The 13,149-nt window shown below is 42.3% G+C and carries 7 protein-coding genes; 2 read left to right on the top strand and 5 right to left on the bottom strand.

The window, feature by feature from the left end; genetic code table 11:
* Nucleotides 1-194: 194 nt before the first annotated feature.
* Nucleotides 195-1,295, top strand: a complete 1,101-nt coding sequence (locus PUQ00_RS29690) for an AI-2E family transporter (RefSeq protein WP_300423296.1) — start codon at nt 195-197, stop codon at nt 1,293-1,295.
* A gap of 693 nt (nt 1,296-1,988) precedes the next feature.
* On the opposite strand, the gene PUQ00_RS29685 is transcribed toward PUQ00_RS29690, so the two are convergent.
* Nucleotides 1,989-4,442, bottom strand: coding sequence for an ATP-dependent Clp protease ATP-binding subunit (locus PUQ00_RS29685; protein WP_300423295.1), 2,454 nt, complete (start codon nt 4,440-4,442; stop codon nt 1,989-1,991).
* Nucleotides 4,443-4,769: 327 nt separating this feature from the next.
* Here PUQ00_RS29685 and PUQ00_RS29680 point away from each other — a divergent pair, with 327 nt between their 5' ends.
* Nucleotides 4,770-5,066 carry a DUF3288 family protein gene (locus PUQ00_RS29680; RefSeq protein ID WP_300423294.1) on the top strand — a complete coding sequence of 99 codons (297 nt, stop codon included), beginning with the start codon at nt 4,770-4,772 and terminating at the stop codon, nt 5,064-5,066.
* A gap of 108 nt (nt 5,067-5,174) precedes the next feature.
* Here the strand turns inward: PUQ00_RS29680 and PUQ00_RS29675 are convergent, their stop codons facing one another.
* From PUQ00_RS29675 to PUQ00_RS29660, 4 genes are all read right to left on the bottom strand, one after another.
* On the bottom strand, nt 5,175-9,404 hold the full coding sequence (locus PUQ00_RS29675; protein ID WP_300423293.1) for an AAA family ATPase: 4,230 nt from the start codon (nt 9,402-9,404) through the stop codon (nt 5,175-5,177).
* A complete protein-coding gene (locus tag PUQ00_RS29670) occupies nt 9,367-10,407 on the bottom strand; it encodes a biotin/lipoyl-binding protein (RefSeq protein WP_300423291.1) in 1,041 nt (346 codons plus the stop codon). Before PUQ00_RS29670 ends, PUQ00_RS29675 begins: the two co-directional genes overlap by 38 nt.
* Before the next feature lie 41 nt (nt 10,408-10,448).
* The gene (locus PUQ00_RS29665; protein ID WP_300423289.1) at nt 10,449-12,665 is read right to left on the bottom strand and encodes a peptidase domain-containing ABC transporter; all 2,217 of its coding nucleotides are present in this window, start codon (nt 12,663-12,665) and stop codon (nt 10,449-10,451) included.
* A 266-nt stretch (nt 12,666-12,931) separates the two neighbouring features.
* Nucleotides 12,932-13,149, bottom strand: a 218-nt coding sequence (locus tag PUQ00_RS29660; protein WP_300423287.1) for a hypothetical protein, incomplete at its 5' end; no start/stop codon positions are given.

Genomic DNA, 13,149 nt, shown 5'->3' with positions numbered 1-13,149 from the left:
TCGCGGGTCTGAATCCCCGACTGATAGCGTCACGCTTTCTCGTGTCCGCGTTCGCGCAGCGTCTCGCAGAGAGCGTCTTGATTCTGACGAATGTATTCTGACTTCTGAATTCTTCTTCAATTACTTCCCATTAGGCATATTTAAGTTTCAGGTTCAATCTAGTAACTAGAATAATTTCGATTTCTAAATTAATGATGAATTTTTCACTGAATCAACTACTTAGATGGTTAATTTTTACGCTGCTATTTCCTCTAGTCTTTCTCAATGCTTGGCTAGCATTTTTGCTTGTTAAAAATCTTCAACCTGTCGTCACAATTCTTGTCTTAGCTACTTTGCTTGCATTCGTTTTAAACTATCCTGTTTCGATACTCCAACAACGGGGAGTTAAACGAGGCTATGCAGTAGCATTAGTTTTTATATTAGCATTGGTAATTGTTGTTGCTCTGGGTATCACTTTATTGCCTATTGTTGTAGAGCAATTTAATGAGATGGTTAAAGTCCTTCCCCAATGGATTGATTCTAGTGAAGAAAAACTTCAGATTTTAAATGATTGGTTTTTTAGGCACAAATTAAATGTGAATCTTAGTCAGTTACTAACACAAATAACCAACAAATTGCCCAATGAATTAGAGTTTATTTCCGATAAGCTTTTAAGCATTATTATAGATACTATTGATAGTATTTCTGAGTCATTAATCACAGTTGTATTGACTTTTTATCTGTTGTTAGATGGGCCAAGAATTTGGGAGGCGATATTTAAGAAGTTACCTGGAAATGTTGCCCAAGATATCAGCCAGTCTATTCAGCAAAACTTCCAAAATTACTTGATTGGTCAGGGAAGTTTGGCTTTACTGATGGGTTTTTCAGTAACATTATTGTTTTTAGCTTTTCAAGTCCAGTTTGCTTTACTCTTTGGTTTGGGAGTTGGGCTTTTGAGCTTAATTCCGTTTGGTGATGTCGTCAGTCTGATTGTAATCACTTTTATAATAGCCATACATGATTTTTGGTTAGCAGCGAAGGTTGCTGCGGTAGCTGTTGTGATTGATCAGTTAATTGATCAGGCGATCGCACCACGATTATTAGGTAAATTTACTGGGCTTAGACCAATATGGGTGTTAATTGCCTTGCTTGTAGGAACCAATGTTGCTGGAGTCTTGGGTTTGGTAGTTGCGGTACCTATAGCTGGTTTTATCAAAGATGTAGCAGATGGTTTTTCTAAATCTGGTGATTCCGATAATGCTGTTGATGGTGAAGCAGTATCAGAATTCCTGGCAGAGGAATCAATATCGCAATGAGTTTGTTGAAAAAAATAAGATATTATCTCTACCGCAAAAAAACGCTATATTCGTATTTTTGATTAACAATGATTTCTGGCGTTGCAGAGAAAGCGGGATGATTTTGCTAGTTTTGTGGGATAGGCCGAAAAGCCCGTCCCTTGTATTTCGGGGCGCGCTTTTCGGCCCACCCTACAAAAATCATCCCTTGATTCAGCAACGCCTGATTTCTTATCCTTCCTCTAAATCAAAAATACAGCCAATTTTATTTTGGATAATAAACGTCCTTTGTCATCAGTTCTGATAGTATCTTTAACTATGTGAAAATTCTGATTTTAAATCATATTGCTGCTATAGCAATCCGATTTGATTTGTGAAAAAATCTAAGTATATGTAGGGTGTGTTATCGCGTAGCGTAACGCACCTGGAATCAGAGGTGGTGCGTTAGCCTTTGGCGTAACGCACCCTACGTATATTTCAAAAATCAAATATCAATCCTATATATCTTAAACTGATTATAAACACCTGTGGGTAGGTGGGTATTGCCCACTAAAAAGTCATTGGATAAAAAAAGCCCCCAGTATTTCTACCAGGGGTGAGATATAATACCATTTCACTTGATGTTTATCGGAGATGCCCCTGCTTGTACCTCTACTTAGATAAGAGGCTAGAGTATTTCTCAAATATTACAGCAAAAAGCGATCAGGTATAAAATTAGCCAGCATTTGCCAACAGTAATTCTCGTTTTTCTGATTTTTTAACTCTTATCTGAGAGTCATCATCAACATCGATAATCGCTGTGTCTCCATCTGTAATTTCACCAGACAGCATTGCTTCGGCGAGGGAATCTTCTAGGAGGCGCATAATTGCCCGGCGTAGTGGTCTAGCACCATAGCTGGGGTTGTAGCCTTCTTGGATCACACGTTCTTTGAAGCGATCGCTAACTTCTAGGATAATTCCTCTTTCCGTCAAGCGGCTAGCAACATCGCGGAGCATAATTTCAGCGATTTGCTTAACTTCATCTTTGGAAAGCTGGGTGAAGACGATAATCTCATCGAGACGGTTGAGGAACTCAGGACGGAAGTAAGCTTTCAATTCCTCATTTACCAAGCTGCGGATGCGGTTATAACTAGCGTCGGCTTGAGTGTCGAAGTCAAAGCCTAAACCACTACCACCTTTTTCAATCACCTTGGAACCGATGTTAGAAGTCAAAATGATCAGCGTGTTCTTGAAGTCCACTTTCCGACCTTTGGCATCGGTAAGATGACCGTCATCCAAGATTTGCAGCAGCATATTGAATACATCGGGGTGTGCTTTTTCGATTTCGTCGAATAGCAGCACTGTGTAAGGTTTCCGCCGCACGGCTTCTGTAAGTTGTCCGCCTTCGTCGTATCCCACATAACCAGGAGGCGAACCAATCAGCTTGGCGACGGTGTGACTTTCCATGTATTCGGACATATCTAGGCGAATCATCGAGTCTTCCGAACCGAAGAAGTAGCCAGCTAGTGCCTTCGCCAATTCTGTTTTACCGACTCCAGTGGGGCCAGAGAAGATAAAGCTAGCGATGGGACGATCTGGGCTTTTTAGTCCGACACGGGCGCGACGGATACCACGAGATACAGCCGAGACTGCTTGCTCTTGACCAATGATTCGTTGGTGCAGAGTGTCTTCTAGGTGTAGGAGCAACTCTGATTCAGATTCAGTTAGTTTGTTAACTGGTACGCCAGTCCAAGAGGCAACTATTTGGGCGATGTCTTCTTCGTTAACTACATTAGAGTTGACAGGTTGACCATTTTGTGTAAAGGTTGCTTCCAGTTGTTCTGCCAGTTCTAACTCTTGGTCGCGCAGGCTTCCAGCTTTGTCAAAATCTTGGACTCTGACTGCTGCTTCTTTAGATTTGGTAACGCCAGCGAGCTCACGCTTAAGTTCTTTATTTGGAGAACTCTGAGAGTTCCGCAGATGAACGCGAGAACCTGCTTCATCAATCAAGTCTATTGCCTTATCGGGCAAGAAGCGATCGCTAATATAGCGGTCTGATAATTCTGCTGCTGCTACAAGTGCCGCATCGGAAATTGTGACTTTGTGGTGTTGTTCATAAGCACCGCGCAAACCGTAAAGAATTTGTACGGTTTCCTCTACTGAGGGTTCCCCGACCATAATCGGTTGGAAGCGACGCTCTAGGGCGGCATCACGCTCGATATGCTTACGATATTCATCAATGGTAGTTGCGCCGATACACTGGAGTTCACCTCGTGCTAAGGCAGGTTTCAGGATGTTGGCTGCATCCAAGCCACCTTCTGTACCACCAGCACCAACCAAGGTGTGAATTTCGTCAATCACCAAGATGATATTGCCCACAGTGCGGACTTCTTCCACAACTTTTTTGATCCGTTCTTCAAAATCGCCACGGAAGCGAGTTCCAGCTACCAATGACCCCATATCGAGGCTGATAACTTGTTTGCCTTGCAAACTTTCGGGAACATCCTGGTTGATAATACGTTGAGCTAGACCTTCTGCGATCGCAGTTTTACCAACTCCTGGTTCTCCAATCAACACTGGATTATTCTTAGTGCGGCGACCAAGAATTTGGATGGCACGCTCAATTTCCTTCTGGCGACCGACTACGGGGTCGAGTCTGCCTTCTTGTGCTAATTTGGTCAAATTCCTGCCAAACTCTTCCATAGTTAGCGGTTGGGTGCGCTTTTGACTACCACTACCAGCGAAAGCCGGTGCATTTTCACCCAAACGGCGAACTATGGCACTGCGGACACTCTTGAAGTCAACTCCTAGATTTTGCAGTACTTTGGCGGCGACACCTTCACCAGCTTCGGTCAATCCTAAGAGTAAGTGTTCAGTGTTGATGTAATTCTGTCCCAGACTATGAGCTTCTTTAAACGATTGCTCGAAGAGGCTTTTCACCTTCGGGGTAAAAGGAATTTCTGGTGGTACAAAGCCAGAACCCCTACCAATAATTTTTTCTACCTCGCGACGTGCGTCTTTGAGGGTAACGCCTAACTCGGCCAGCACTTTAGCAGCAACCCCAGTTCCTTCTCCCATCAAACCCAGGAGAATTTGTTCAGTTCCTACAAAGTTATGTCCCAGGCGACGTGCTTCCTCCTGAGCTAGCATAATTACTCTAATGGCTTCGGAAGTGAAGTGTTCAAACATAGCGGGTTCTTGCTCCCTAGCTGCTTGGACTTTGGGTGAGATAAAATTCACCCTCATCTAAAGTTTTTTGTATTTTCTTAACGACTAATGTAACTTTATTTAAAGTTAAGTGGCAGTGGTGAGAGCCGTAAGACCTCAGGTGTAGTTGCCGTCTACTATGAGTGAGGAGTTAGGAGTTAAAAGTGATAAGTTCGGACTGATAAGTAGGTAAGGAGTTATCAATTTTACAATTAATTTTTCAGTGCAGAAGATGATTTTCTTTTGCCTTTTCTGCTCCTCTGCTCTGGGCTAAACTTAAAACTCAGAACTCAGTACTCTTAACTCAAGATGACCGATGCACCCGCAGGGAAAGACCAACAGCATCCTCTTTATAACCGCGATCGCCCTGTTATTGATATTTTACTCCTTCAAGAGGCGACAGACCATAACTTAGCAGAATTAGCTCGACTGCGAATGCGTTATCAAGGGTTTCCAGGGGCGAGAGATATCCAAAAAGACCTAGATAAAGTTTTGCAGCAGTGGGGTTTGACCGAAGCCGAGCTTTTTGATAAAACTCGCAAAATTCATGATTTGGGGGGAATTTACAAAAGTCGCGGTAAGAAAGAGGAACAGGATTGGAATTAGTTATGGGGCATTGGGCATTGGGCATTGGGCATTGGGCATTGGGCATTGGGCATTGGGCATTCCCTTCAAACTCCTAACTCCCCACTCCTAACTCCCCACTCCTAACTCCTAACTCCTAACTCCCCACTCCCCACTCCCGACTGGAATGACGATCGCCAATTCTGTACCTTTACCTAACTCAGATGTCACTGTGAGTTGTCCACCATGTTTTTCTTGCACAATCTGCCGGGAAATTGACAATCCCAAACCTGTACCTTTCCCTACTGCCTTGGTGGTGAATAAGTAACTAAACAGTTTTTGCTTGACATTTTCCGACATTCCCTCGCCATTGTCTTGAATTCTGATTAAGACGTGACGCTGATCTTCAGACAAGGTGGTTTGAATTGTGATGCGATTGGGATTGTTCTGGATTTGCTGGAAACTACGCCCTTTGTTAGATTCTTCCAAAGCATCAATAGCGTTAGCAATAAGATTCATAAACACTTGGTTGAGTTGCCCAGGAAAGCATTCTAATTGAGGTATTTGCCCATAATCTTTGACTAGCTCAATTACAGGATGATGCTCATTGGCTTTTAATCGGTGCTTCAGAATGAGTAATGTACTTTCAATGCCTTCATGAATATTAAAAAGAACCTTGCGATCGCTATCTCCTCTAGAGAATGTGCGGAGACTGGCGCTGATGCCACGGATGCGATCGCTACCTTCTTTCAGGGAACAGATGAGTTTAGGTAAATCTTCTTGGAGATAGTCTAAATCAATTGTGGCGATCGCTTTCTCAATTTCTGCTCCCGGTTCAGGAAAGGTTTGCCGATAAAGGTCGATAAGTCCGAACAAGTCGTGGATATATTCCTGAGCAGGTTTCAAGTTGCCCGCAATAAAGTTAATTGGATTATTAATCTTGTGGGCGATCGCTGTAACCAGGTTCCCCAGTGCCGACATTTTTTCCTTTTGCACGAGACTGTATTGTGTCTGTTGCAGGTCGTGCAATGCTTGAGTTAATTGTGCTGTTTGTTTTTCTATGGTGATTAAATCGCGGTATGATCTTAAAGCCGCGATCACACTTGTAATTAACTTTTGGCGAGTCAGTTCCACCTTCAGCTTATAATCATTAATATCATAGTTCAAAATCACCGATTCTTCTGGTGCATCTCCTGGTTGTCCTGTGCGTAAAATCACCCGCACAATTTGATTTTTCAACTCTTCCCGAATATACTTAACCACTATTAACCCAGCATTCTCAATGACGATTGTCATTAGTTTGGTCAGTAAAGTATCAAGCTTGATTTCTCGCCCCAGAATTTGGGAGGCTTTGAGGATGCTTTTTAAATCTAAGAAAGTTGAGCGGGTAGTATTAGTAGAGATAGTTTGAGAGGTTGGAAATTGAGAGTTTCTTGCGGTTTGGATGAAAAATTGGGGATAGCGTTTTTCTAAATCTTCTACTTTTGCTTTAGCTCCCCAGCGAGTGTAGGCATAGTGGGCATTGAGTAGATAATCTTGAGCAATTCTGTCTTTGCCCCATTGGAGATAAAATTTAGCAGCCAGTTCATTAGCGATCGCTTGTTCGTTAAGATATTCATGTTCTGTCGCTTTAGCGATCGCGCGATCATACATCTCAATTGCCTCAGCTTTTTGTCCTAAAACTCGATGCCGTTCAGCTTCCACTAAATAAAATTTGTGCAATAAATTTGTTGGTGCGTAATTCGCCCAATTCTGCATTTTGGCTTGATTGGCTGTGACTTTTTCTAATAAGCCTTTTTGTGCTGACGGCAGTGCATCAGCATATATTGCTAATGCCGTTAGAGAATCGTAAAAATTGTCAAGTGGTACGATTATGGTTCCGGTTACTGCATTTAGACACTTTTCCAACTCTTGGGCATTGGCTGCGGCTTGCAGGAAATCTTGGAAAAGATAGCAGAGAATAAGCTTTGAGCAATATAGAAGTGCTAGTCCAGTGCGATCGTTAGCTTGCTGATGCCAAAGTAGCATTTGCTCCTCCCGATAAGCTGCCCCACTTAAAAGACAAGTATTTTCTGCCCCCAGCAGATTTAAGGTTAATTGCCAATAAATAGCTAGATACTCAAGAGCCATTTTGTTTTGGCCTTGACGGAAGCTATAATGATAGCTAGCAATTTGCCGTTCAACTTCCACCAAGTTTTCTGCACACACCAAGGAATGCACGCTATCATAAACAACACAAAGACGGGAAAATTCTATATCTCCTTGGTCTCTACCAATTTGATAGGCTTCTTTTAAGGGCTTGATGGTTTTCTGGACTGGTTCTTGCCAATGGCAGATACAAACATTAAAGACAAAGTTGATGTGGCATTCCAGATATTGAGCATCGTAAAGTTCTAGCAGGCTCAAAGCAAGTTGACCAAATTGATAGCCCAATGGAATCTCTACTAAGACTCCACAGAGAATTAAACCGTACATCACATAGCCAATTGTTGATAGTGCCGTATTGCCATGTTCCAGAGATAAATTCACCATCTTTAAAACCAAGAATGGGAGTACCTCATGTCCTTCCCGAAAGGCAGGTGACACGATGCTAGAAATAATTTGCATCGCTGCTAGTTGTTGATCTGACTGCATTTGAGGCAAATTGATCAGGTATTTAACTTCCCTTCCTGCCAGATGATCTGCTGTTTGCTGTAGCGCTTTGCCCAGTTCTAAGGGACTCAAAGGAGAGGGAAAGTTAATTTCCAAAGCTTGTAGCACTTCTAGACCAGTTGTGGTAGCTGCTTGCAACTCGCCCTCAAGTGTAAGGGCTGTGATTTTGATCTCATAAACTTTCACCTTGTTTAACAAAGTTTTGGCGTGTTGCAGTACCTCTTCTACCCATCTATTCATTTGTGTAAAGTCACTGCACAGAAGTGCTGCTTCTGCTGCTGACTCAAATAATGTTAATGTGAGGTCATAGTTTGTTTGCCAACAATCTACTGCTAGCAATTTACTGCCTATTAAAAAATATCCCAAAGCAGCTTCATAAGCAGCAGATGCCTTAGCTTTAGCTCCTGCCAATAAATTCAACTTGACTAATTCATTCTGTTCGTTTTCAGTGTCAATTAACTCTGCACCAATATTTAATTGGTTAACAATTTCAAAAATTTTCTCTTCTTGCTCTGCTGCTGATGTGTTGCTCAATATCAGTCGCCCAATTTTCAGGTGGGTTGCTTTCTTTTGCGCTTCTGGAATCAAATAATAGGCAGCTTGTTGGACGCGATCGTGCTGGAATTTATAACTAGCTTTTTTCTCATCCCTAAAATTTCTCAGATAATATTGATTATTTGTCGGGGCAATTAAACTTTCTTGTAGTGCTGGTAATAAGTGGTCTAATACTTGCTTGGCTGATTGTTGAGAAATCACAGCCAATGTAGACAAATCAAAATTATTGCCAATACAAGCAGCTAACTGCAAATTTTTCTGAGTCACTTCTGCTAAATTGACAATTTTTATTGTCATTAATTCCACAACATTATCAGTAATGTCCTTAGCTTGAATCTGCTCTAAATCCCAACACCACTGCTTTTTGGGATAATCAAAACTGAGTAACATATCTGTATAGAGAGATTTCAAAAATTCAGTGATAAAGAAGGCATTACCCTGAGTTGTCTCGTAAACCAAATTAGTTAATGGCTGACTAAAGATAGTTGAACAGCCCAATGCTTCCGCAATTAAAGCATTTACATCTTTTGGAGTCAGGTTTTGTAAATGAATCTTGGATACAAATCCTCCCTCTTTCTTAATCTCATCCAAAGTCATCATTAATGGATGGATGGAATCTACTTCATTATCTCGATAAGCTCCAACGATAAGTAAATTTTGAATGTTGCGATCGCCTAAAATAATCTTGAGCAGTTTTAGCGAAGCACTATCAGCCCATTGCAAGTCATCAACGAAGAAAACGAGGGGATGTTCAGCCTGACAAATAGCCTTGATAAAATTTTGGAAGACTAAATTAAAACGGTTTTGGGCTTCTTGTCCAGCTACCTGAGCTACAGGAGGTTGTTCGCCAATCACCAATTTTAAATTGGGAATAACATCAATTAAAACCTGTCCATTATTGCCAACAGCAGCTAATATTTGTTCTTGCCATTGTTTTAAAACTGATTCGCTTTCAGTCAATAATTGATTACACAGGTAATTGAAGCCTTGAGAAATCGCGTAGTAGGGAATATTTTTTTGGTACTGGTCATATTTACCAGTAATAAAATTGCCGCGTTTGGCTGTAATAGGTTTATGAACCTCATTAACTAGAACTGATTTGCCCACTCCAGAATAGCCTGCAACCAACATCAGTTCAGTAGTGCCATTGGTAATGCGAAGGAAAGCCGCCAATAGCGTCTCTAATTCTGCTTCCCGTCCATAGAGTTTTTGCGGAATTATAAACCGAGGGGTTACGTAGGTTTAGCTTGGAAATCACACCGTCTGCTGTTGCAGAAATGATCGTCTCCTTAAGCTCGATATTCACTTGTTTAAGTTCACGGCCATCATGTTCAAACTGTTTTTGTGTTTCAATCCGTTGCTGAATAAGCGCGTTACGTTCTTTGTCTAATGTGGCGATGTTAGCTTGCCCTGTAGCTTTTTCTTGAGCAATGCGTTCTTGGGCGATCGCAATTTCTGCGGAAGTTGGATTCAGGGCAGTTTGTAAGCTTTGCAATTTGGCTTTGGCAGCCTCAAGTACTTGTTCTTGCTGGCGAACAGCTAGTTGTGCTTCCTCGAATTGATCTTGTGACAAAGCTCCAATTTTGGCTACGCTCTCATATCGGTTTCGCTTTGTCTGGGCTGCTGTTAAGCCAGCAGTTGCTGCTCTGACGTTTGCAGAGGCTTCTTGGACATCACTAACAGTAGTAATTTGCTTGTCTCGATAGTCCCGCTTGCGACTGCTCAATTGAGCTTCAGCCCCCGCAACCGCACGGTTACTGCTGTCAGTTTGGGCTAGAATTTGGTTATTAACAGCATGAATCTGAGCGGTGATTTGCACCAGTTGTAATTTTGTTTGCCCAATGCCATTTTGTAATTGGCTCTTTTTGGTTTGCAGGCGGGAGTCGTCAATAGTAGCGATCGCATCTCCTGTTTTGACAACCTGATTCTCTTTCACAAAAATCCGTATAACTGGGCCTTCCGTAGCAGCCTGAACCAGCCGCAACTCACCAGCTGGACGCAGGCTTGCCTGTGCTTGAACGGTGACTTTGTATTGAGTTACAGAGGCGACGGCAACTGCTATTGTTACACTAACCAAGGCGATCGCACCACCAATAGTAGTCCAATTACCAAGTGGTGGCAGAAAATCGTTTTCTTCAGCTTGGGGAAGTACGACAGAATTAGATTGACTAACCATAACAAGTACCTAAACAGAATTAATTACGAATTACGAATTAGTTAACTGATGGTGACGTATTTGCCATTAGCAGGAGAGCCGGAATTCACTAGTAAGCTAGGAGTTGATGAGCGAACATCGTCTAGGAAGCCTAAGTGATCGCCAGCAATTTGGCGCAATTCTTCTGGAGAACCTTGGATTTGCAAACGTCCTTTCTCTAGTAATACAATCCAATCGGCTCGCCCGATGACTTTGGGACGGTGACTAATTAAAATTGTCGTTTTGCCTTGGCGATAGGTAAGCAGTCGATCTAATACTTCAGCTTCACTGGCCGGATCGAGAGCGCCAGTGGATTCATCTAAAATCAGTATCGGCGGATTAGTAATTATCGCTCTGGCGATCGCTAATCTCTGCCGTTGTCCACCAGAAAGATTCGCTCCAAATTCTCCTAAGACGGTATGATACTTGTCAGGTAATTCGCTAATGAATTCATCAGCTCCTGCAATCTGGCAAGCTGTGACAATTTCTTCAAAAGTCACGTCAGGATAGCTGAAGTGGAAGTTATCAAAGATTGAGCGACTCCAGAAGTGCGGATCTTGCGGGACTAAGACTACCTGCTGTCGCAGACATTCTACAGATAAGTCTTGTCTGTTATAGATGCCATAACGGATATTGCCTGACTGGAGGGAATATAAACCAGCAATCAGTTTGGCTAGGGTACTTTTACCACAACCAGATTTACCAATTAAAGCAATAGCTTTACCACCAGGCATAGTCAAAGTAAAATCTTGTAAAAGGTCAACTCTACCAGCATGGTGAAAGTTAACTTTAGTGCAGATAATATTCGCATTAGTGGATATTTCTGCCCAAGGCTTTTTCTCTTCATTCGAGTCTTCTGCGGTAGCATCAATCACTTCTGACATCCGTTGGATGACAATTTGGGCAGTAATAAACTCATCAGCTAACCCAATTACTGAAGTTAAGAAACCGAGAAAGTTGCCACTCATGCCGTTAAAGGCTAGTAGCTGACCAATAGATAATGTGTGATTAATTACTAAATAACTACCTAACCAGAGTAAACCTATATTAGTTATAGTTGAAAGAACATTAGTGAATGTGCTGCTGTATAGCTCCAATTTCATCGTACTCCAACCCAAGTTAGCGAGGCGACCATAATTGCTTTGATACTCTTGCCAAGCTTGGGGAGTTGCTTGGGTTGTTTTGAGTACTTGGACGCCACGAAAAGTTTCCACCAAAAAGCCTTGGTTTTCAGTGCCTAAAACGATCAGCTTACGGGTTTTCTGGCGCAAAGCGGGTAAGAAAAGTAGGTTAACTAAGGTGACGATGACAAATGCAAGTATAGAAGCCAGAGTCAATTGCCAACTCAAAAACACCATAAAGCCCAAGGAAACTACAGCAATAAAAAATTGGCTAGGTAAACCAAGGACAATCTGCGAAACTAACTCATTGATCGAATGAATGTCGGCAATTCGGCTGACGACTTCCCCGCTACGATGTCCTTCAAAGTAAGATAAGGGCAAGTGTAAAAGTTTTCGACCGTAGTCCAGCAGTAGTCCTAATTGTAACCGTTGACCGAAGTGACCGATCAGGTGAGACTGTACCAAACCAATTCCACTTTTAAACAAGTTTATGGCAATTACTCCAATTGCCACGGTAGTTAATAGTTGAGTATCTCCCCGCACTAGGACATCATCGGTGAGGAGTTGCATCATCAAAGGATAGGCCAGAGACAAAAGTCCGATTACAATATTGATGGCGATCGCCTGGCCTAGAAGGAAGCGATAAGGCCAAACACGCACTAGATAACGTCCAAAGCCAGTCATTTTGTCATCCGGCTGCTCATAAAAACGGGTGTCATCTGGCATCAATAGCAGCATAATCCCATTGCTCCAACCCTCAACTAATTCCTTACGGCTGAGGTAGCGGATACCAAAACCTGGATCTGAAATTACATATTGTTTACCCTTTTGCACGTATAAAACTACCCAGTGGTAGCCTTTCCAATGTATAATTGCGGGCATTGGAGCTTTATCTAAACTGTCAACTAGTTGAGGAGAAGCTTTGACTTGGCGGACATTAAATCCCAGAGCTTCTGCACCCCGATTTAAACCAAGTAGGGTAGTACCTCGCGCTCCCGTGCCTACCGCTTCTCGTACCCGGCTCAGAGTCAAAGTGCGTCCGTAATGTTTGGCAACAGTTGCAAGGCAAGCAGCGCCACAATCTTCTTCACTGTGTTGGAGAACAACCTGATATTTCATAAAAAATCCGGGGATTACTTGGTTAGTCCCTGTGCAACTTGACTGTCATGCTGTTCGCGTACTCCTACGCTCAATCAAGCTATGGGTATTACCATTTAGGTTTATTTGTGCTATCTTTATTGAAAATGAAAAAGTAGGAGCGAAAACGACCTCGCCCCTACGAACTAGAAGAAAAGAGTGTTACTCAGCTAAAAGCGAAGGTGAGAGCATTCTTTTCTATTTTAGGTTTTTCAGGATTCTAGTCTGCGGTATCAAATAGAACCGAGTTAATATGCAGGTTTGGCAGACTCCCAGTTGTTGTTAGCATAGCCGTATAAGTTACCTTTGCTGCCTGGTTTTAGATAGTATGCTGTACCTGTATAATTCTTACCAGTGTAGGCATACCAACCTTTGTCACCCGTTACCTTGTACCAAGATACTTTATCGTTATATAGGACTCCTATTTGATTTCTGAACAAGACTAAGAGAGAATACGGAGAGGTTT

Source organism: Nostoc sp. S13, from assembly GCF_029379315.1.
Classification (GTDB): Bacteria; Cyanobacteriota; Cyanobacteriia; order Cyanobacteriales; family Nostocaceae; genus Nostoc.
The sequence above is the reverse complement of the archived record's forward strand: the minus strand, read 5'-3'. Positions and strand labels throughout refer to the sequence as shown.